This is a genomic window from Flavobacterium filum DSM 17961 (genome assembly GCF_000425465.1).
Taxonomy (GTDB): Bacteria; Bacteroidota; Bacteroidia; order Flavobacteriales; family Flavobacteriaceae; genus Flavobacterium; species Flavobacterium filum.
The window spans coordinates 159715-181453 of the sequence record NZ_AUDM01000006.1; the positions used below are offsets into that span (position 1 = coordinate 159715).

Below are 21739 nucleotides of genomic sequence, written 5' to 3' on the forward strand. Positions count from 1 at the left end.
GTGTCTTCGCGGATATCTAAAATATCTTTTAGAAATAATTTAAAACTATTCCAATTGTATTTTAGAGGACGATTAGAGGATGTATTATCCATACTTAATTTTTAATTTTTTGAACAATCGCTTTAATATCTTGTTCTTTATTTTTAGGATAAATCAACAAAGTATTCCCTTGATCTACAACAATGTAATCGTTCAAACCATCAATCACAACTACCTTTTTACCTTCCGTTCGAATGATATTATTTGAAGCATTTTCCAAAACAACAGAAGCATTGACAACAGCGTTATTTTGTTCGTCTTTATCTAGTTTTTCATGTAAAGAACCCCACGTTCCCAAGTCATTCCAGTCAAAAGTTGCGGGTAGGACAAATACATTTTGAGCTTTTTCTAAGATGGCATAATCGATAGAAATATTTTCTGCTGAAGCATAATTTTGATGAATGAAATCAATTTCTGCTTCTGTGTTATACTTTTCAAAACCCTCTAAAAACAATTGATTCATTTGAGGTTGAAAAGCAGCAAAAGCTTCCGTAATTGATTGGACTGACCAAATAAAAATACCACCATTCCAAAGGAAATTTCCACTTTCTAGAAACGATTTTGCAGTAGCATAATCGGGTTTTTCACGAAACTGATTTACTTTTTTAATTGGATTTGAATCAGATTTGTCAAATTCGATATATCCAAAACCGGTATTGGGAAAAGTGGGTTGAATACCTAACGTCATCAATGCATTTTCGTTCTGACAATACTCAAAACATTGCTGCAAATTTGAAACAAAAGCGGTTTCATCTTCAATCCAATGATCACTTGGAGCCACAACCATCACGGCATCAGGATTCATTTTTTTAATTTTTAAAGAAGCATATAAAATACAAGGAGCTGTATTCCGCATAGTAGGCTCCAACAAAACCTGCTCTGGTTTTACCAAAGGCAATTGCTTCAAAACCAAATCATTGTACCTTTCATTAGTTAAAATTAGAATGTTTTCGGTTGGAATTAATTTGGATAACCGACTAAACGTTTTTTGAATCAAGGTTTCACCCGAACCCAACATATCGTGAAATTGTTTCGGAAATTCGGTTGTGCTTACTGGCCAAAAACGGGAACCTACTCCACCGGCCATTAGTATTGCGTAATAATTTTTGTTCATTGTATGAGATGCTGAGTTACTGAGACTCTGAGTTACTAAGTTTTTACAAATATAGTAAAGTTGCTGAGTTACTGAGTGGCTGAGATGCTGAGTTTTTTAATGATTGAAATTAAAAGATTAAATACAATCAAGAATTGCAACCCAACAAAAATTAATAATGAAAATATAGTTCTTAAATTATAATCAATAGAATCAAAAATGGAAGATGAATTTATTTTACCTAAATAATAGAAAAACACTCCTAAAAAAATCAACGAACCATAAACATGAATTAAGGAGAGTATTGAAATGAATTGAATTTCAAAAAAATTAAAAATGAAGTATATCAATCCTGTAATGAAAAATATCAAACAAAATAAAATATAAGCATGCTGAAAAGTAATTACATAATAAGTATCGTGAACATTTATAACGAATGTTTCCTTTTTATCTACTATAAAAGACAAAATCAAAAATGAAATTGCAGCTAAAAGCAATAAAAAATAAGGTTTGTTTTTAAGTAATTCTAAAATCACAAATCGTTATTCATCTATCGTTAATAAATCACCCCGGAATAATCTCCACCTCAGCATTGGCATTAAACAAATACAACTTTCCGGTTTTTACTTCCAAACATTCATAACGTTTAACCCGAAGTCCTTTTTTTTGAAAAACTCTTCCATTTTTAATTCTAAAAAAACTACCAGAAGGTACTTCGTGAATAAAATGAATATCCGGTTTTCGTTCGTCAAATTGCTTTAAAGCAAAAGCCAATCGTGCATCGGTATCGCTACTAGCCGTTGGATTTCTAAAATGATTGGCTATCAAAGGCAAAACCGAATTCGGAAAAATCTCCGGCCGAATAAACGGAATCATCAACCGTTGAAACGTAATTTTCCACTCATTTCCGTGTGGCTTGATGTTTCTGCCATATTTTTCAAAAGCAGCCAAATGAGCAATTTCATGAACCAGTGTAATCAAAAAACGGTATTTATTCAAATTGGCATTCACCGTAATTTGATGTTTCCCCGAAGGATGTCTTCTATAATCACCATGCCGAGTTACCCGTTCATTCACAATTTTTAAATGAACCGAATTGGTTTTGATTAACTCAAAAACCGGTTCAACCGCGTGTTCAGGGAGATATTTTAAGAGGACTTCGCTCATTTAATTGTTGAAATAATTACGGCGTAGATGAACTTACTTGCAACACTTTTCCATTAAAATATTTATTTCCGTTTAACGAAAAATCATAAATATAATCGGCCATTTCTTTAGCTGAAAGTGGAGCTTGATAGCCTGGAAATGCTTCTTGTAACATTTCAGTTTGAACGGCTCCTAATGCCAAAACATTAAAGGAGATGCCTTGTTCTTTGTATTCTTCTGCCAATAATTCCGATAACGTAATCACCGCTCCTTTACTGGAAGAATAGGCTGCCAAACCGGAAAATTTCATGCTTCCTTGAATGCCTCCCATAGAACTAATCGTAACCACATGACCGCCTTTTTGCATAAAAGGTAAACAAACCCGAGTTAAATTTGCCACAGCAAATACATTCACCTGATATACTTTTTCAAAATCGGATTGGGTGAGTTGCGAAAAAGGTTTGAGTACCAAACTTCCGGCATTGTGAATAACTATATCCACTTTTTTCCAAGCTTGCGACAAAAAATCGGTTACTTGATGCAATCCTTTTTCATCTGATAAATCAACGGAAAGACAAGTTATATTGGAATGTTCAATTAATTCTTTTGGCGTTTTTCGGGAAATGGCCAAAACCTGATGGCCTTCATTCGCAAATTGTAAAGCCAGTTCAAATCCAATGCCACGAGATGTTCCGGTAATAATGATGTTTTTCATACCTTTTTTTATAAGTGCTAAAAATACAAAAACCCTTTAAGATAGCACTCAAAGGGTTTTAAAATATGTTGATTTGTGAAAAATTTCTAAACCAAACCTCTCGAAATCACTATGCGTTGAATTTCAGAAGTTCCTTCATAAATCTGTGTAATTTTAGAATCACGCATCATACGTTCTACATGGTATTCGGCTACATAACCATTTCCACCGTGAATTTGAACGGCTTCATTAGCTACTTCCAACGCAATTTCAGATGCGTATAATTTGGCCATCGCACCGGAATGAGCAATGTCTTTTCCTTCATCTTTTTCACAAGCGGCTTTCATTACTAATAATTTTGCAGCTGTAATTTTTACATACATATCCGCTAATTTAAAAGCAATAGCCTGGTGTTTGAAAATTTCTTTCCCGAATGCTTTTCGCTCTTGCGAATATTTCAAAGCTAATTCATAAGCACCTGTAGCAATTCCTAATGCTTGTGACGCAATTCCGATTCTACCGCCGTTCAAAACATTCATGGCAAAAGCAAACCCAAAACCATCGGCACCAATTCTATTCTCTTTTGGTACTTTCACATCCGTAAACATCAAGGAATGGGTATCACTTCCGCGGATTCCCATTTTCTTTTCTTTGGGACCAATTTCAAAACCTGCCCAACCTTTTTCTACTATAAACGCATTGATTCCTTTGTGGCCTTTTTCAATATCGGTTTGAGCGATAACTAAATAAGTAGAAGCCGTTCCGCCGTTGGTAATCCAGTTTTTAGTTCCGTTTAGTAAATAATAATCACCTTTGTCGATAGCGGTTGTTTTCTGCGAAGTCGCATCACTTCCGGCTTCCGGTTCAGACAAACAAAAAGCACCAATTACTTCCCCTTTGGCTAAAGGCACTAAATATTTCATTTTTTGCTCTTCAGAACAATATTTTTCCATTCCGGCACAAACCAATGAATTGTTTACCGACATGATTACAGCTGCTGAAGCATCTACTTTGGCAATTTCGGTCATGGCTAAAACATACGAAACACTATCTAATCCGGCACCACCGTATTTTGGATCAACCATCATTCCCATAAATCCTAATTCGCCCATCATTTTCACTTGTTCGGTAGGAAATTTAGAATGTTCGTCGCGTTCAATTACGCCGGGTAATAATTCTTGTTGAGCAAAATCTCTGGCTGCTTGTTGAATCATCAATTGTTCTTCGGTAAGATTGAAATCCATATCTGTTAATTTGAAGGTTTGTTTTTATAAATTTGAGGGCAAAAATAGTACAATTACCACTAATTCTCAAACGTTTTCGTATTTTTAAGCCATGTTTAAAGAATCCTATCAAGTTGTTGGTGTCATGAGCGGTACTTCGCTCGACGGAATTGATTTAGCTCACCTTTATTTTTCGCTTGAAAACGGCGTTTGGAACTATCAAATTGGGAATTGTCAAATGGTTTCATACCCTAATGATTGGTTAAACAAATTGAAGCAGGCCTTACATTATTCGAATGAAGAATTGCAAAATCTCAATAATGATTATACCCAATATTTAGGCAAAATTATATGCGATTTCGTTCAAGAAAATTCACTTAAAAACCTAGACGCAGTGTGTAGTCATGGTCACACGATTTTGCATCAACCTCAAAACGGATTGACGTTACAAATTGGGAATTTACCCGAAATCGCGACTATTACGAACCAAACTGTAATATGCGATTTCAGAGTTCAAGATGTGGAATTGGGTGGTCAAGGAGCTCCGCTAGTTCCGATTGGTGATAGGATGTTATTTTCTGAATACGATTATTGTTTGAATTTAGGTGGATTTTCGAATGTTTCTTTTGAAGAAAACGGAAAACGAATTGCTTTTGACATTTCACCTGTAAATACGGTTCTAAATTTTTATGCCAATCAAATGGGTTTTGATTATGATGACAAAGGCGAAATAGCTCATTCGGGAAAGATCAATACTGTTTTATTAGAAAAATTAAATCGAATTGATTTTTATCATACAAAATATCCGAAATCGCTTGGAATGGAATTTGTAAATGGCACAGTTCTGCCATTAATGGAAGAATTTTCAATTGAAATTGAAGATAAATTAGCCACATTTATTGAACATATTGCCCTTCAAATTGCTTTGGCTTTGCTAAAAAAATCAGGAAAATTGTTGGTTACAGGCGGTGGTGCCTATCATCTTTTTTTGCTGGAACGAATGAAATATTATTTACATGAAATGGAAATCGTTGTTCCTGATACTAAAACCTTAGAATTTAAAGAAGCGTTGATTTTTGGATTATTAGGTGTTTTGCGATTGCGAAATGAAGTCAATGTTTTGAGTAGTGTTACAGGTGCAAAAAATGACCATTGTTCCGGTTTTGTATATAAACCTTAACTTGTAAATAAAACTCTTGAAAACTTTAGTAAAAAAACAAAATAAATTGATTTTGTTGAATTAAATTTGCATCACAAATAAACTAAAATGAAAGAATTACTCAAAAAATTTGAGAATAAAGAACCTGAAATAATTTTTAATTGGAAAGACCCTGAAACGGATGCAGAAGGATGGACAGTGATCAACTCACTTCGTGGGGGTGCAGCGGGAGGCGGAACCAGAATGCGAAAAGGCCTGGATATGAACGAAGTGTTATCGCTAGCCAAAACAATGGAAGTAAAATTTTCGGTATCAGGACCCGCCATTGGTGGTGCTAAATCCGGAATAAATTTTGATCCAAACGATCCTCGCAAAAAAGAAGTTTTGCAACGCTGGTACAAAGCTGTTTCTCCTTTATTAAAAAGTTATTACGGTACTGGAGGCGACTTGAATGTAGATGAAATCCATGAAGTAATTCCAATCACAGAAGAATGTGGGGTTTGGCATCCACAAGAAGGAGTTTTTAATGGTCATTTTAAACCCACAGAAGCAGACAAAATCAACCGAATTGGTCAACTTCGTCAAGGAGTAATCAAAGTAATTGAAAATCCTAAATTTTCGCCAGATGTAAACCGAAAATATACTGTTGCCGATATGATTACCGGTTTTGGTGTTGCCGAAGCCGTTCGCCATTATTATGATATTTATGGCGGAAGTGTAGTTGGCAAAAAAGCTGTTGTACAAGGTTTTGGAAATGTTGGCTCAGCTGCTGCATTTTACTTAGCTGATATGGGTGCAAAAATTGTTGGAATCATCGACCGTGAAGGTGGAATTATCAATAAAGATGGTTTTACTTTTGATGAAATTAAACGATTATTTCTTAACAAAGACGGCAATAAACTGGTTGCCCCAAACATGATTCCATTTGAAAAAATCAATCAACAAATCTGGAACATTAATGCTGAAATTTTTGCTCCTTGTGCTGCTTCTCGATTGGTTCAAAAAAGCCAAATTGATCAAATGATTGCTTCCGGATTAGAAGTGATTTCAAGCGGTGCCAATGTGCCTTTTGCTGATAAAGAAATATTCTTTGGCCCAATTATGGAAGAAACCGACTCTAAAGTAAGTTTAATTCCTGACTTTATTGCCAATTGCGGTATGGCACGTGTTTTTGCCTATTTTATGGAAAAGAAAGTTCAAATGACGGATGAAGCGATTTTTTTTGACACTTCAGAAACCATCAAAAAAGCAATTGAAAAAACGCATGCTTTACATTCATCCAAAACAAATATTAGTGCAACTGCATTTGAAATAGCCCTAAAACAATTAACTTAAAAAATAGCTCAAAATGGCTTTATTAATTATACTTTTATTTGTTATCGGATATATGTCGATAACACTTGAACATCCTTTAAAATTGGATAAAACAGTCCCTGCTCTGTTAATGGCAGCTGTTATGTGGGCTTTTTTATCATTTGGTTTCAACAACGGATGGTTATCTGTAATAGATGCTCACGGACATGTTTTCAATATGAACGAGGGAAGCATTGAACACAATCATGAAGGCTTTCTAGAAAATTTGATGCATCATTTTGGTAAAACGGCTGAAATTTTGATTTTCTTAATTGGTGCAATGACAATAGTTGAAATTATTGATTTACACAGAGGTTTTGACGTCATTAAAAACAGAATAAAAACAACCAATAAAGTTCGTTTATTATGGACAATGGGAATTGTTGCTTTTATCCTTTCTGCTATTATTGACAACTTAACCGCAACTATTGTTCTTATCACTTTACTCAGAAAATTAATTCCAAAGAGAGAATACAGAATTTGGTATGCTTCTCTAATTGTTATTGCCGCCAATGCCGGTGGAGCATGGTCTCCTATTGGTGACGTAACAACTACCATGTTATGGATTGCCAATAAAGTGACCGCCGTTGGATTGTCAGAATATGTAATTGTTCCTTCAATTGTATGTTTTGTTGTACCGTTTTTAATCGCTTCAAGATTAAAACCTTTTCAAGGATCAACTGAGCGTAAAGCGTTTGGCGTAAATGAAGAATCAGAGCGACTATTGAGTAGCAAAAAAATGCTTTACATTGGTTTAGGAGCGATTGTTTTTGTTCCGGTCTTTAAAATGATTACCGGACTTCCACCTTATGTTGGAATGATGTTTAGTTTAGGTTTTGTATGGTTAGCGTCAGAATATGTTACCCCATTCGACAATTTTAATAAAAATGACAAACATCTTTATTCAGGTCATAAAGCATTGACTAAAATTGAGTTTTCAAGTATTTTATTCTTCTTAGGAATTTTAATGGGGGTTGCAGCTCTAGAAAGTATGGTATTTGGCCAAATCAACGGAAATGATACAGGAACACTTCGCTATGCCGCAGAATCCTTGTCGAATGCTGTACCAAACATGGATATTGTTGTAATTTTACTTGGAATTTTATCTTCTGTAATTGACAACGTACCACTTGTTGCCGCCTCAATGGGAATGTTCACGTTTGAAGTTGATAATCCTATTTGGCATTTTATTGCTTATTCAGCAGGAACAGGTGGTAGCATGCTTATCATTGGCTCTGCAGCAGGTGTGGCGGCTATGGGAATGGAAAAAATAGATTTCATTTGGTACTTAAAAAGAATTACTTGGATTGCATTTGTTGGATTCTTAGCCGGTGCTCTTACTTTTATGTTCATAGAACATTATGTTAGATAAACAATTAATTTTAATACTTTAGCGTTATATACTTAAATCAATTAAAAAACGAAATCAATTATGCAAATAGATAGTTTAGCTGGACAAGAAAACAATCCGTTTATTGAATCTAACCAACCCGTAGAAAAAACATTATCCATTTGGGAGTTAATCACTAGTGGTGGAATTGGCGGACAACTCATCATGATTACATTGGCTTTATTGTTGTTTTTTGCTTTATATCTTTATTTTGAAAGACTTATGGCTATAAATGCCGCTTCCAAAATTGATATTAATTTTATGAATAACATTAAAATGAATATCCTTAACGGAAAACTAGATGCCGCCAAAATGCTATGTGCCCAAACCAATTCGCCTGTTGCTCGTTTAACCGAAAAAGGAATTTCACGAATTGGAAAACCTTTAGAAGATATTAATACAGCTATTGAAAATGCAGGGAAACTTGAAATTTATAAATTAGAAAAAAACGTAAGTATGCTTGCTACTATTTCCGGAGCCGGACCAATGATTGGTTTCCTTGGAACCGTAATTGGTATGATTCTTGCCTTTCATAAAATGGCTAGCGGTGGCGGACAAATTGAAGTAGGTGCTTTAGCCGAAGGAATTTACACTGCCATGACCACAACAGTAGCAGGTTTAATAGTTGGTATTGTAGCATTTATCGGTTACAATCACTTGGTGGTAAAAACAGACAAAGTAGTACACCAAATGGAAGCCAATGCAACTGATTTCCTTGACCTTTTAAACGAACCGTCTTAATATGAATATCAGAGGAAGAAACAAAGTATCACCCGAATTCAATATGTCGTCTATGACGGATATTGTGTTTTTGTTGTTAATTTTCTTCATGCTAACATCCACCATGGTAACCACTAACGCATTGGATTTAGTATTGCCAAAAGCAAAAGGAAAAACAGATAGTAATAAAAACATTTCGGTAAGCATTAATAAAGATTTAGAATTTTTTATTGACAAAGACAAAGTACAAGAAGCCGATTTAGAAGCCAAATTACTAGCTTTGTTTTCGAATAAAGAAGATAAAGCTCTAATCTTAAGAGCCGAAGAAGGTGTGCCAATTGAAAAAGCAGTCAATGTGTTAGACATCGCCAACCGCAACCAGATTAAAGTGGTATTGGCAGTTCGACCAAAATAATAAGAAGCTAATCCTGCTTTTCGCTACAAGCTTTGGCTCAAAAACCTTTTTTTCTAAGGTCCGGCAGGAGCTTCCTTTGGTCGCTCTGCCAAACCAAGAAAAAATAGGTTTTTTTTCACCAAAGGCTTTCCGCTACAATCAGGGCTAAAACGAGAAACTATGAAATATTTAGAAACCGAATACGAAAAAAAATCATTTGCCATTACTACAACAATTATGGCAGTGTTGCTTTTATTAGTTATTTTTCTCGGATTAACCTACATGGATCCGCCGCCGGAAAATGGAATCGCTATTAACTTTGGTAATACCGACGCCGGTTCAGGAAACACCAACACAACAGAACCGGTAAAAACAGAACCTAGAGAGGTAACCGAACAACCGGTAGAAGAAGCAACTTCTGAACCTACCACTCCTAGTAAAGCCTCAGAAAATGTAATTACTGCCGATAATGAAGCAACCATTGCCTTAAAAAAACAGAAAGAAGAAGCAAAAGCTAAAGCTAATGCCGAAGCAATAGCAAAAGCAGCCGAACAGAAAAAAAAGAAAGAAGAAGCAGATAAAAAAGCAAAATTAGATGCTCTAATTGGTGGCGTAAAAAAATCTGATGGTAAAACTAGCGAAGGAGACGGAACATCAAATAATCCGGGTAATCAAGGAAAAATTGATGGAAGCATCTATTCCAACAGTTACTACGGTAGTGGTAAAGGAACTGGAACAGGCAACGGAGCATGGGGCTTAAACGGAAGACGACTTTCCAGTCCGGGTGCCGTAAAAGCCGAATGTAACGACGAAGGAACTGTTGTGGTTGAAGTAAAAGTAAGCAAAAGCGGTACCGTTACCAATGCCAAATTTAGCCCAAGCGGTTCTAATACAACAAGTCGTTGCTTGCAAGATGCTGCTATAAAATCAGCATATAAATACCGTTGGAATGATGACGACAAAGCACCAGACGGACAAATTGGGTTTATTGTGTTTAATTTTAGAAACGGAGAATAACAAATTAAAAATTTATATATTTTAACCTCACTTTTTGTGGGGTTTATTTTTTTACTCATGAATTATCAAGAAACTGTCAATTGGCTATTTAATCAGCTCCCAATGTATCAAACGCAAGGAGCATCGGCATATAAACCAAACCTTGACAACACAATTTTGTTGGCCAACTATCTCAACAATCCGGAGAAAAAATTGAAAACCATTCACGTTGCCGGAACAAACGGAAAAGGTTCAACCTCTTCCCTATTAGCATCGGTTTTACAAGAAGCAGGATATAAAGTGGGATTATATACTTCCCCACATCTAAAAGATTATAGAGAACGTATAAAAATCAATGGAAAAGAAATTACAGAAGAATTTGTAATCAACTTTGTTTCGCAACACAAAACCTTTTTTGAAAGCCATCAACTTAGTTTCTTTGAAATGACAGTTGGTTTAGCATTTGAATATTTTGTGCAAGAAAAAGTAGATATTGCAATCATCGAAGTTGGTATGGGCGGCCGATTAGATTCAACCAATATCATTACACCTTTAATTTCGGTCATTACAAATATCGGTCTAGATCATACACAATTTCTCGGAAATACATTAGAAGCAATTGCATATGAAAAAGCGGGAATTATCAAACCTAATATTCCGGTGGTATTAGGTGAATTTACAAGTGAAACAAAACCAGTTTTTATCAAAAAAGCAATTGAAACCAATTCAGAAAAGTATTTTGCTTCCGATTTGATTGAAGAAATATATCCCTCCGCCTTATTGGGAGATTATCAAATTCAAAATAGAAAAACAGTGATGCAAACGATTCGTATTTTGCAACAACAAAATGAATATATCATTACAGAAGAAAACATTAAAAACGGATTTTTGAATGTCATCCAAAACACCGGTTTAGCTGGTAGATGGCAACAATTAGGAGAAAATCCAACAATAATTTGTGATACCGCTCATAACAAACATGGTTTATCAATAGTCCTCAAACAACTCAAAAAACAAAAATTTAAAAATCTTCATATCGTTTTAGGCGTCGTAAACGATAAAGATTTGGATGAAATTTTACCTTTATTTCCAAAAAATGCAGTGTATTATTTTTGCAGTCCAAAAAATTTACGAGGATTACATCCTGAAATTCTTAAAGAAAATGCTGTTAAATTTGGACTTAAAGGGAAAGTATACAATTCTGTTTCAGAAGCTTATAAGAAGGCTAAAGAAAAATCTACCGCAAATGACTTTATTTACGTTGGAGGAAGCACTTTTGTTATAGCAGAAATTTTATAATTTTTTTTTGTTTTTTATTTGCAGTTACCAAAAACTGTGCTATATTTGCACTCGCAATCAAGCACTAATCGGGCGATTAGCTCAGCTGGTTCAGAGCACCTCGTTTACACCGAGGGGGTCGGGGGTTCGAACCCCTCATCGCCCACAAAAAACTCCTTAAGCAATTAAGGAGTTTTTTTATATCATTTTCTTTAGAAAAATTCCAAAGTGCGTTCAAGTGCCATTCCACGAGAGCCTTTTATTAAAATCAAACTATTATTAATCTTTTCCATTTTTATATAGATTGAGAAGGCTTCAAATGACTCAAAAAAATGTAAATAATTATGACTAACTCTCGTTTTATAAAATTCTTTGCCTATTAAAAAACAATTAAAATTTACTTCGCTTTGAAGTTTTTCAACGATATGTTGATGTTCTAAAAAACTTTCTTCCCCTAACTCAAACATATCGCCTAAAATGGCTACTTTATTAACATCATTAAGCTGGATAAAGTTCAGAAGTGCTACCTCCATACTACTTGGGTTAGCATTATATGCATCTAAAATAATTTTATTTGAACCTTTGTGTAAAATTTGTGAGCGATTGTTGTCAGGATGATACATTTCGATAGCAGACTTTATATCTGTAACATCGACATTAAAATATTTACCAGCTGTAATCGCAGCAATTATATTTGTTGCATTATATAGGCCAATCAAATTGGATTGTATGACTGTATTTTCAAAAACTACTTTAACAAAAGGATTAGCCTCAATACATTCAACTTTAACAAAACTATTTGAATCGGTTGTGCCAAAAGTAATTTGATTCATCGATGAAGTTTTACTTACTTGGATAGCATCATCAAAATTCACAAAAACCTTTTTATTAAATGAAGATAAATAATCATACATTTCAGATTTTCCTTTTATCACACCTTCTACTCCGCCAAAACCTTCTAAATGTGCTTTTCCAAAATTGGTGATATAACCAAAGTCAGGTTGTGCTATTTCACACAAAAAAGCAATTTCTTTTTGATGATTAGCACCCATTTCTACAATCCCAATTTCAGTATCTTTAGTAAAAGAAAGTAATGTTAACGGAACACCGATATGGTTATTCAAATTACCTAAAGTCGCTTTTGTTCTATATTTTTTTGAAAGCACAATTTGAAAGAGTTCTTTTGTAGTAGTTTTTCCATTACTCCCTGTCAGAGCTATGATTGGCAACCCAAGATAATTTCTATGGAATTTTGCAAGCTCTTGCAAGGTTGACAAAGTATTTTCAACCAATATTGTTCTTTTGTCAATATAATAATCTTTATTGTCTATTAAAACATAAGAAGCTCCCTTTTCTAAGGCTTCACTTGCAAAAGAATTTGCATCGAAATTTGACCCTTTAAAAGCAACAAACATGGAATTAGTTCCAATCTTTCTGGTATCTATTGAAACGCTTGAACACGTTAAAAAACAAGCATGAATTTGTGATATATCCATAACAATAAAAAAATAAAGCCCTAAAATAGGGCTTTATCATGTATTACAAAAATTTATTATCTAGAAGCTTTAGGTTTTCCTTTAGCTGTCTTTTTATTTGATTTTGGTCCAACTTTAGACATTGCACATCTGAATCCGATATCATCAGTAGCCATATCTTGTGGGAAGAATCTTCTTTGAGCTGGATCTAACCAATAAGCTCTGTCTCTCCATGAACCTCCTTTGTAAACTCTAACATCATCATTGATTAAAGTAGTTCTTTTAGAAGACTTATCATACTTTCTATTTAAACCGCCAGTAGTGGTATCTGCTGAAACTTCATGCTTTGGAGAATCATACATACGTTTCTTTTCGTTAGTTGAAGGATCTCCTTCTTCTTCAGACCCAAATTTGTAATAACGAATAGATTGTTTATCACCATCTCTATAGTTTCTATTATCACTCTTATCAAAGTTTTGACGTAAATACGTTTCTTTCTCATCTACAGGTACTTGAGCAATTTGTCCAGGAAAATTTCTTGCTATGATTTTACCGTTTGCAAGCGTGTCATATTTAATATTTTCACTAGTTACAATTTCTACTTTACCATCCTCACCAATTTTGTTTTTCATATAAACGTTACCACGATAATAGTTGAAATCGTTCGCTTCATCATCAACAATTGGTCTATAAACGTCTGCTACCCACTCACTAACATTACCTGCCATATCATACAAACCAAAATCGTTTGGAGGATAAGATTTAACCACTTGAGTAATATCAGCACCATCATCTGACCAACCTGGTACTCCACCGTAATCTCCTTTACCTTGTTTAAAGTTAGCCAATTGATCACCTCTAACAGATCTTTTTCCTGAACGAGTATGATTTCCAGACCAAGGATATTTTTTCTTTCCTTTATAAAGATTGTACTCTCTGTTTCCAACATTCGCTACAGCAGCATATTCCCACTCCGCTTCGGTTGGTAAACGATACTCCGGTTGAATTAAACCAGAACTTCTTTGAGCATAAACATTCTTAGGCTCAACGGTTTCGCCACCTCTATTTGTTGAAGCTTTAGCTCTTCCGCCTTTTCCTTTTAGAACAATTTCTTCATCGCCACCAAAAGCTTGAGATGGGGTATTAATGTATGTTTCTGTACTAAAAGATTTTTCAGCTGTAGCATCCATTAATTTAGAATCTTTTTTTAGATATTTATTTTTCTCTAAAATATCTTCATTAACACGGTCGGTTCTCCATTTACAAAATTCTACCGCTTGAATCCAGTTTACTCCTACTACAGGATAATCTTTATAAGCCGGATGTCTTAAATAGTTATTTGTCATGGTTTCATTGTATCCTAATCTATTTCTCCATACTAAAGTATCCGGTAAAGCACCATTGTATATGTTAGTATAGTTTTCTTGATTTGGATCAAAAATTCTTTTTAACCAATCTAAGTATTCAAGATACATTAGATTCGTTACTTCACTTTCATCCATAAAGAAAGATTGAACATGTTGTTGATTTGGAGAATTGTTCCAATCATGCATAACATCGTCTTGAACTTTACCCATAGTAAAGGTTCCACCTTCGATTTCAATCAATCCGGGTGCCGCTGCTTGCTTCTTAAAATTGGAAGCATATTGGAAACCACCTTTTTTGTCGTTGATTTTCCAACCGGTTGCAGTTGAGGAGTTTTTGGAGCTTGACTTTTTACTACAACTAGCAAAACCAAACATAACTACTATCATTAGTAGCAGTTTTAAAGTCATAATTTTGTTTACTTTCATACGTTAAGTAGGTAATAAATTTAGTGCCGCAATATAGCAATAAACCTTTATATAACAAGATTTTTTAAAAAAAAATGTTAATAACCTCAATTTATTGTCTATCAGCATCTCAATAACGCAAAAAAAAATAGTTTAGTATATATATTTTTCTGTTTTTTAGTTTACATTGTAATAAATTTGCAATCCCAACGTTTTTGGTTCATATGAAAAAGAAATTATTACTGTTATCATACTTCTGTTTTACGCTTATTTCCTTTAGTCAAAATACCATTTCGTTTTCACTAGATTGGAAAGAAGATAAAAAATTGCTTTTTGATGGTTATACCTTAAGTATTCCGCAATTTCAACACGAAAATTTCTATTTTGATGATGTAAAGAAATCAATTCATTTTAATCAAAAGACAACTGTATCAAATTTTGCAGATCCAAAGTCTTTACGAATAGTTACTGTAAATTATCAAACTATCAACCCTAACGAATTAGGTGATTTAGACCAAAAAAATATTCCAAACAATGTAAATGCAACAATAAACAACGGAATTGCTCGAAATATTTACCAAACCTTTATTTCTTTTTCACCAATTATTAAAACCAGTGAAGGATTCAAAAAAGTTACTGCTATCACATTTAGTTACGCTAACTTACCTATTTCAAATACCATAGAAAGCAATTCTAATTTTAACACACTACAAAACTCTGTTCTCAGTACCGGTAATTGGTATCGGTTTTATATTGAAAAATCAGGAGTATATAAAATTTCTCGCTCTTTTCTCAATCAACTTGGTATGAATACTAATGTTGACCCCAGAAAAATTAAGATTTACGGCAATGGTGGGAGGATGATTCCTTTATTAAATAGCGTTGAATATCCATCTGATTTAGCAGAAAACGCGATCCAATTTATTGGTGAAGAAGATGGCATTTTCAACAATGATGATTATATTTTATTTTATGGCGAAGGTTTAGACAACTGGAATAATGATAGCGAAACACATCTTAATTTGTATGACACTAAAGCATATTATTATGTTACGGCTCAAGGTGAAAATGGAAAAAGAATTCAACCTATGGTTCAACCGGAAGGAAATTCTAATGTAATTTTCACCAATTACGATGAATATAAATTCTATGAAAAAGATTTAATAAATATCGGAAGAGTAGGAAGAAGATGGTTTGGGGAACAATTAAATACTCAAACTCCATTTAGTGTTGAGCTAAACTTCCCAAATATTGATATAAGTGCTCCATTTGCATTTACATTGAATGCAGCAGCTGCTTCATTTGTTCAAACGAGCTTAAATATAAAAGTCAATAGCACTGAACAAACTATTAATTTAGCAGCAACACCAGCTACAGGAGGAATTTTATTTTCTTCTGCACAAGCAAATCTTTCAGTACCCGCTTCAGAATTAGCTGTTATTGATCTTACCTATAATAATAATGGTGTGCCAAGTTCAAGAGGTTATTTGGACTATTTATTTATTAAAGCAAAATGTTTATTGAAAGGTTTTGGAAAACAATACCGTTTTCAAAATAATAATGCTGCAACCAATATAGGTATAGGCGAATATCAATTTAGCAATGCTAGCGGAATAAGTCAAATTTGGGACATTACCTCCATTTATGACGTAACAAGTATAGCTAATAGCGGCTCTTCAAACTTTTCATTTAAATCAACATTGGGTGAAGTTCGAAAATACATCGCTATTGATGCAACTGATTTTTACAGTCCAAAAAAAGAGAGTCAAACTAAAGTTACCAATCAAAATTTAAAAGGAACACTTTTTTTAAATACTCAGGGGCAATTTCAAGATATTGACTATTTGATTATAACGCCACAAAATCTAGCTACCGAAGCTGAAAGATTAGCCAATTTTCATCGCAATAACAGTCAATTAAATGTAAAGGTAGTTACACTTGATAAAATTTACCATGAATTCTCTTCAGGCAAACAAGACATTGGTGCCATTAGAAACTTAGTTAAATATATTTATTTCAATGCATCATCATCAGAAAAAAGAATTAAATACTTGAATCTTTTTGGCGATACCTCTTTTGATTATCAAAATAGAATTCCAAACAACACTAACATAGTTCCTGTTTTTCATAGTTTAGTAAGTAATTCACTTTTGAGCTCAACAATGTCTGATGATTTTTTTGGAATGATGGATCCTGATGAAGGTAAAATGCTGGTTAATTTTAATTCCCCAACCATTGAAGCACTTGATGTTGCTGTTGGTAGAATGTTAGTCTCGTCTATTCAACAAGCAAGGGAAATGGTAGATAAAGTACTAGATTATCACGACATTAAATCCTACGGAAGATGGAGAAATAATTTCACCCTTGTTTCAGATGATGTAGATGAAAGTTGGGAAAACCAAATTCAACAAGAATTGGATAATCTTGGCAATACGATTAGTTTCCAAAAACCTTTTGTAAACGTAATGAAATACCATGCAGATTCGTATGTGCAAGAAGCCTCTGCCGGCGGACAAAGGTATCCTAAACTTAAACAAGAATTAAAAAATGCATTTCAACAAGGTTCTTTAGTTTTTAACTATTTTGGCCATGGAGGCGAAGACCAATTGGCTTCAGAACGCATCTTTGAAAAATCAGATGCTCAAACCTTAAATAACAGATATAGATACCCCCTAATCGTTACTGTAACTTGTGAATTTACGCGTTTTGATAATCCTTACAGACAAACTGCCGGTGAATTCACTTACTGGAACCCTATTGGTGGTGCCATTTCTCTTGTAACTACTACTAGACAAATTGGTGTAACCACTGGTCAAAGCATTAATAATTCATTCTCTTCCTTTTTATATAATTTCAACAATAATAATTCAAACATTAGTATTGCAGAAGCTTTAAGAAGAGCAAAAAATGCTAACAACTCTCAAACCTTGATGGTATTTTATATTGGTGATCCCGCTTTAAAATTAGCCATTCCAAAACCAACAATTGTACTTACTAAAATAAATGACGAACCAATAGAAACTTCTACAACCGTTTTAAATGCTTTAAGTAAAATAAAATTATCCGGAGAGATTAGAAATATTGATGGCAACATATTACTTTCAAATTACAATGGAGATGTAGCAGTACAAATTTTTGATAAATCCATCAATAGAAATACACTTGGTAATGACGGAACAAGAAATGGTTCAAACAATCTCATTATCATGAACTTTCAAACGCTTGGAGAAACAATATTCAGAGGAAATGCATCTGTAACAAACGGATTATTCGATATTGAATTTATTGTTCCTAGAGACATTTCTATCCCTCTAGGAAATGGTAGAGTGAGTTTTTATGCAAAGTCTGCTCTACCCACTTTACAAGATCAAACCGGTTACAATATTGCAATCCCAATTGGTGGTATCAATGAAAATGCTGCAGAAGATAATATCGGCCCGAGAGTTCGTCTTTATATGAATGACCAAACCTTTATTTCAGGCGGTATAACCAATGAAAGCCCTTTCTTTCTTGCTTTTTTAGAAGATGAGAACGGTATAAACACCGCCAGCGGAATTGGTCATGATATTGTTGCAATTTTAGATGGCGATGAAAACAATCCGTATATTCTAAATGATTATTATGAAACTGAATTAAACGATTACACTAAAGGAAAAGTTCGCTTCCCTTTTCGTGATTTAGCACCAGGATTACATACTATAACATTTAGAGCTTGGGATGTATATAACAATCCCGTTACTGCAGAAATTCAATTTATTGTGATTGGTGATGATGTAGTTAAATTAACCAACGTTTTAAATTATCCCAATCCATTTGTGAGTTATACGCAATTTTGGTTTTCTCATAATCGCCCATTTGAACCACTAGATGTACAAGTACAAATTTTTACCATAACCGGAAAAATTGTGAAAACCATTAATCAAGTAATCAATACTGAAGGGTTCCTTTCACGAGAAATCACTTGGGATGGTAAAGATGACTTTGGAGACAAAATTGGTAAAGGCGTCTATATCTACAAATTGACTGTAAAATCCACTTTATCGAATAAAAAAGCAGAAAAAACAGAAAAACTTGTAATACTTTAATAAAACACTATATTTGTTAATTCAATTATCCCGATTTGTATAATGAAAAAAATAACCGCATTCCTCATTTGCCTTTTTCTATTTCAAAATTCCTTTTCTCAAGATAGAGTAATTACTACCGGAGTTCCATTTTTATTAATCGCATCCGATGCCCGTTCTGCCGGTATGGCTGATATTGGTGTTGCCACTTCTGCAGACGCTTATTCTCAACAATGGAATCCGGCAAAATATGCATTTGCCATCGATAAAATCGGAATTGGTGTAAGTTACACTCCTTATTTAACTGATTTAGTGAATGATATTTCATTAGGTCAACTTAATTACTACAATCGAATCAGTGAAAAAAGTGCTTTTGGAGGTAGTTTACGCTATTTCAGTTTAGGAGATATTGAATTGAGAGAAAATTTTGATGATGTTGCAAGAGTAGTTAGTCCAAACGAATTAGCAGTTGATGTATCGTATGCTCTAAAGTTAAGCGAACGTTTTTCAACCGCTGTAGCTTTTAGATATATTCGTTCACAATTGAGAATTCCTGATGGAAACACTGATGGAAAACCTGCAAGTTCATTCGCCTTTGACGTTGCTGCTTTCTATCAATCTGAAGAAGAAGCGTATGAAAGTTTCAACGGAAGATGGAGAGCAGGAATCAATTTACAAAATATGGGGCCGAAAATTAATTATGATGATGATATTACTGAACTCAACTCTAATTTCCTTCCTGCAAATTTACGTTTGGGTGGTGGTTTTGACTTTATTTTTGATGAATACAATAAAATTACTTTAAATGGTGAAGTAACAAAATTAATGGTGCCAACTCCTCAATTTACTGAGGATATGACACAGGAAGAAAGACAACTGGCCAGAGAAGATTATCAACGCATTGGTTGGGTTTCAGGTATTTTTAAATCATTTGGTGACGCACCGGATGGTTTTAGTGAAGAATTAAGAGAATTTACATGGGCATTAGGTGCAGAGTATAATTATCAGGAATCATTCGCATTTCGCTTGGGCTATTTTAATGAACATGAAACAAAAGGTGCAAGAAAATATTTTTCCTTTGGTGCCGGATTTAAATATAATGTTGTAAAATTAGATGTTTCCTATTTGATGTCAGCTTCAAGAGTTAAAAACCCTCTTGAAAACACATTGCGTTTTTCTCTGACATTTAACTTTGGTGATAAATATGATGAATATTAATTTATAAATTAAATCAAAAAAAATCCAAATTTCTTCCGTTGAAATTTGGATTTTTTTTCCCCTTATACTATGAAAAAAATTACCATCTCAACAGAATTTAATGTATTTGAAAGCCTAGATCAACTTCCGGAAGAAATTAAAATCTTAATGGAAGAAGCTATTGCCATCCGAAAAAAAGCCTACGCCCCTTATTCAAAATTTAGAGTAGGTGCCGCCATCTTATTAGACAACGGAAAAACGGTATTGGGATCCAACCAAGAAAACGCCGCCTACCCTTCCGGTCTTTGTGCAGAGCGTGTAGCCATTTTTCAAGCTGGAGCCATCTATCCGGAGGCCAAAATTTTAAAATTGGCTATTTCTGCTACCTCTGATGCAAAACCGGTTACGTCTCCTATACCGCCATGCGGCTCATGTCGTCAATCGATTGCCGAATATGAATTCAAACAAAACACCCCTATTGAAATTTATTTTATGGGAGAATCTGGTGAAATTTATAAATCAGATTCGTTGACCAACTTACTTCCTTTAGTTTTTGATAAAAATTTCTTGTAAATTTTATTCGTTTACTAAAACGTTATCGTAAATAACTTTTCATAAAGTTTGTCATTTTAAGTCGATTAAATTTTTACATCTACTTAGGATATCTTATTTTTGCTACTCGCAAATTTGTGTACAACCTATTTGTGAAACTGACAAAACAAACATAAAAGATTCAAAATAGAACAAATGAAAAAAATCACCAAAGAAGTTTATCTGCAATGGTATGAAGACATGCAGTTTTGGAGAAAATTTGAAGACAAATTAGCTGCCGTTTACATCCAACAAAAAGTGAGAGGGTTTTTACATTTATATAACGGTCAAGAAGCTGTTTTAGCCGGAGCATTGCATGCAATGGACTTGTCTAAAGACAAAATGATTACAGCTTACAGAAACCACGTTCAACCTATCGGAATGGGCGTTGACCCCAGAAAAGTAATGGCTGAACTTTACGGAAAAGCTACCGGAACATCCAAAGGTATGGGTGGATCCATGCACATTTTCTCAAAAGAACACGGTTTTTATGGTGGTCACGGAATCGTAGGAGCTCAAATCCCGGTTGGTGCCGGAATGGCTTTTGCCGATCAATATTTTAATACAGGCGGAGTTACCTTAACCTATTTTGGTGATGGTGCCGCTCGTCAAGGTTCACTTCACGAAGCTTTCAACATGGCTATGTTGTGGAAACTTCCTGTAGTATTCATTTGTGAAAATAATGGATATGCCATGGGAACTTCTGTCGAAAGAACTGCTAACCATACAGATGTTTGGAAACTTGGTTTAGGGTATGAAATGCCATGCGGACCGGTTGATGGAATGAATCCGGTAAAAGTGGCCGAAGCAATGCATGAAGCAATCGAAAGAGCTCGTCGAGGAGACGGACCAACTTTCTTGGAAATGAAAACATATCGTTATAGAGGTCACTCCATGTCTGATGCTCAATTATACAGAAGCAAAGACGAAGTAGAAGAATACAAAAAAATTGACCCTATCACACAAGTTTTAGATATTATCAAAGAAAACAATTATGCAACCGATGCAGAAATTGATGTAATTGATCAACGTGTGAAAGACTTAGTAGATGAATGTGAAAAATTCGCAGAAGAATCTCCGTTCCCTGAAGTACAACAATTGTATGACGTGGTGTACGAACAAGAAAACTATCCTTTCATCCCACATAAACTATAA

At 34.2% G+C, this 21739-nt stretch carries 17 protein-coding genes and 1 tRNA gene; 12 read left to right on the forward strand and 6 right to left on the reverse strand.

Features of this window, described 5'->3' with window-relative positions; all coding sequences use genetic code 11:
* Window positions 1–94: 94 nt before the first annotated feature.
* The 4 genes from H601_RS0104335 to H601_RS0104355 all read right to left on the reverse strand — a co-directional run bounded on the left by H601_RS0104335 (window position 95) and on the right by H601_RS0104355 (window position 4216).
* Window positions 95–1153 (reverse strand): mannose-1-phosphate guanylyltransferase, encoded by a 1059-nt coding sequence (locus H601_RS0104335; RefSeq protein ID WP_026710364.1) that lies wholly within the window; start codon window positions 1151–1153, stop codon window positions 95–97.
* Between the two features lie 543 nt (window positions 1154–1696).
* Window positions 1697–2299, reverse strand: coding sequence for a SprT-like domain-containing protein (locus H601_RS0104345; RefSeq protein ID WP_026710366.1), 603 nt, complete (start codon window positions 2297–2299; stop codon window positions 1697–1699).
* Between the two features lie 16 nt (window positions 2300–2315).
* Window positions 2316–2993, reverse strand: coding sequence for an SDR family NAD(P)-dependent oxidoreductase (locus H601_RS0104350; protein WP_026710367.1), 678 nt, complete (start codon window positions 2991–2993; stop codon window positions 2316–2318).
* 86 nt (window positions 2994–3079) lie between these two features.
* On the reverse strand, window positions 3080–4216 hold the full coding sequence (locus H601_RS0104355) for an acyl-CoA dehydrogenase family protein (RefSeq protein ID WP_026710368.1): 1137 nt from the start codon (window positions 4214–4216) through the stop codon (window positions 3080–3082).
* A 91-nt stretch (window positions 4217–4307) separates the two neighbouring features.
* Between H601_RS0104355 and H601_RS0104360 the strand changes: the two genes are divergently transcribed.
* The 8 genes from H601_RS0104360 (at window position 4308) to H601_RS0104400 (ending at window position 11651) form a co-directional block, all read left to right on the forward strand.
* Window positions 4308–5375 carry an anhydro-N-acetylmuramic acid kinase gene (locus H601_RS0104360; protein WP_026710369.1) on the forward strand — a complete coding sequence of 356 codons (1068 nt, stop codon included), beginning with the start codon at window positions 4308–4310 and terminating at the stop codon, window positions 5373–5375.
* An 87-nt stretch (window positions 5376–5462) separates the two neighbouring features.
* Window positions 5463–6689, forward strand: a complete 1227-nt coding sequence (locus H601_RS0104365) for a Glu/Leu/Phe/Val dehydrogenase dimerization domain-containing protein (RefSeq protein ID WP_026710370.1) — start codon at window positions 5463–5465, stop codon at window positions 6687–6689.
* Between the two features lie 13 nt (window positions 6690–6702).
* Window positions 6703–8079: a sodium:proton antiporter NhaD gene (nhaD, locus tag H601_RS0104370; protein WP_026710371.1), complete on the forward strand. Its 1377-nt coding sequence runs from the start codon at window positions 6703–6705 to the stop codon at window positions 8077–8079.
* 60 nt (window positions 8080–8139) lie between these two features.
* Entirely contained in the window at window positions 8140–8838 is a 699-nt protein-coding gene (locus tag H601_RS0104375) for a MotA/TolQ/ExbB proton channel family protein (protein ID WP_084139927.1), read from the forward strand.
* A 1-nt stretch (window position 8839) separates the two neighbouring features.
* The gene (locus H601_RS0104380; protein WP_026710373.1) at window positions 8840–9232 is read left to right on the forward strand and encodes an ExbD/TolR family protein; all 393 of its coding nucleotides are present in this window, start codon (window positions 8840–8842) and stop codon (window positions 9230–9232) included.
* 159 nt (window positions 9233–9391) lie between these two features.
* Window positions 9392–10228 (forward strand): hypothetical protein, encoded by an 837-nt coding sequence (locus H601_RS0104390; RefSeq protein WP_026710374.1) that lies wholly within the window; start codon window positions 9392–9394, stop codon window positions 10226–10228.
* A 57-nt stretch (window positions 10229–10285) separates the two neighbouring features.
* The gene (locus H601_RS0104395) at window positions 10286–11506 is read left to right on the forward strand and encodes a bifunctional folylpolyglutamate synthase/dihydrofolate synthase (protein ID WP_026710375.1); all 1221 of its coding nucleotides are present in this window, start codon (window positions 10286–10288) and stop codon (window positions 11504–11506) included.
* Window positions 11507–11576: 70 nt separating this feature from the next.
* A tRNA-Val gene (locus H601_RS0104400) sits at window positions 11577–11651 on the forward strand.
* Window positions 11652–11697: 46 nt separating this feature from the next.
* On the opposite strand, the gene H601_RS0104405 is transcribed toward H601_RS0104400, so the two are convergent.
* Together H601_RS0104405 and gldJ are read right to left on the reverse strand one after the other, a co-directional pair.
* Complete coding sequence (locus tag H601_RS0104405) at window positions 11698–12981, reverse strand: UDP-N-acetylmuramoyl-tripeptide--D-alanyl-D-alanine ligase (protein WP_026710376.1); 1284 nt, start codon at window positions 12979–12981, stop codon at window positions 11698–11700.
* Window positions 12982–13037: 56 nt separating this feature from the next.
* Entirely contained in the window at window positions 13038–14753 is a 1716-nt protein-coding gene (gldJ, locus tag H601_RS0104410) for a gliding motility lipoprotein GldJ (protein ID WP_026710377.1), read from the reverse strand.
* Window positions 14754–14956: 203 nt separating this feature from the next.
* Here gldJ and porU point away from each other — a divergent pair, with 203 nt between their 5' ends.
* From porU to pdhA, 4 genes are all read left to right on the forward strand, one after another.
* The gene (gene porU, locus H601_RS0104415) at window positions 14957–18817 is read left to right on the forward strand and encodes a type IX secretion system sortase PorU (RefSeq protein ID WP_026710378.1); all 3861 of its coding nucleotides are present in this window, start codon (window positions 14957–14959) and stop codon (window positions 18815–18817) included.
* Window positions 18818–18859: 42 nt separating this feature from the next.
* On the forward strand, window positions 18860–20014 hold the full coding sequence (gene porV / locus H601_RS0104420; protein WP_026710379.1) for a type IX secretion system outer membrane channel protein PorV: 1155 nt from the start codon (window positions 18860–18862) through the stop codon (window positions 20012–20014).
* A gap of 69 nt (window positions 20015–20083) precedes the next feature.
* Window positions 20084–20566 (forward strand): cytidine deaminase, encoded by a 483-nt coding sequence (gene cdd, locus H601_RS0104425; protein WP_026710380.1) that lies wholly within the window; start codon window positions 20084–20086, stop codon window positions 20564–20566.
* Between the two features lie 174 nt (window positions 20567–20740).
* Window positions 20741–21739, forward strand: coding sequence for a pyruvate dehydrogenase (acetyl-transferring) E1 component subunit alpha (pdhA, locus tag H601_RS0104430; protein ID WP_026710381.1), 999 nt, complete (start codon window positions 20741–20743; stop codon window positions 21737–21739).

Bases quoted from the DNA above. Each gene is read 5' to 3' on its own strand.
- H601_RS0104335 (WP_026710364.1), bottom strand. From the start codon at position 1,153: ATGAACAAAAATTATTACGCAATACTAATGGCCGGTGGAGTAGGTTCC.
- H601_RS0104345 (WP_026710366.1), bottom strand. From the start codon at position 2,299: ATGAGCGAAGTCCTCTTAAAATATCTCCCTGAACACGCGGTTGAACCG.
- H601_RS0104350 (WP_026710367.1), bottom strand. From the start codon at position 2,993: ATGAAAAACATCATTATTACCGGAACATCTCGTGGCATTGGATTTGAA.
- H601_RS0104355 (WP_026710368.1), bottom strand. From the start codon at position 4,216: ATGGATTTCAATCTTACCGAAGAACAATTGATGATTCAACAAGCAGCC.
- H601_RS0104360 (WP_026710369.1), top strand. From the start codon at position 4,308: ATGTTTAAAGAATCCTATCAAGTTGTTGGTGTCATGAGCGGTACTTCG.
- H601_RS0104365 (WP_026710370.1), top strand. From the start codon at position 5,463: ATGAAAGAATTACTCAAAAAATTTGAGAATAAAGAACCTGAAATAATT.
- nhaD (WP_026710371.1), top strand. From the start codon at position 6,703: ATGGCTTTATTAATTATACTTTTATTTGTTATCGGATATATGTCGATA.
- H601_RS0104375 (WP_084139927.1), top strand. From the start codon at position 8,140: ATGCAAATAGATAGTTTAGCTGGACAAGAAAACAATCCGTTTATTGAA.
- H601_RS0104380 (WP_026710373.1), top strand. From the start codon at position 8,840: ATGAATATCAGAGGAAGAAACAAAGTATCACCCGAATTCAATATGTCG.
- H601_RS0104390 (WP_026710374.1), top strand. From the start codon at position 9,392: ATGAAATATTTAGAAACCGAATACGAAAAAAAATCATTTGCCATTACT.
- H601_RS0104395 (WP_026710375.1), top strand. From the start codon at position 10,286: ATGAATTATCAAGAAACTGTCAATTGGCTATTTAATCAGCTCCCAATG.
- H601_RS0104405 (WP_026710376.1), bottom strand. From the start codon at position 12,981: ATGGATATATCACAAATTCATGCTTGTTTTTTAACGTGTTCAAGCGTT.
- gldJ (WP_026710377.1), bottom strand. From the start codon at position 14,753: ATGAAAGTAAACAAAATTATGACTTTAAAACTGCTACTAATGATAGTA.
- porU (WP_026710378.1), top strand. From the start codon at position 14,957: ATGAAAAAGAAATTATTACTGTTATCATACTTCTGTTTTACGCTTATT.
- porV (WP_026710379.1), top strand. From the start codon at position 18,860: ATGAAAAAAATAACCGCATTCCTCATTTGCCTTTTTCTATTTCAAAAT.
- cdd (WP_026710380.1), top strand. From the start codon at position 20,084: ATGAAAAAAATTACCATCTCAACAGAATTTAATGTATTTGAAAGCCTA.
- pdhA (WP_026710381.1), top strand. From the start codon at position 20,741: ATGAAAAAAATCACCAAAGAAGTTTATCTGCAATGGTATGAAGACATG.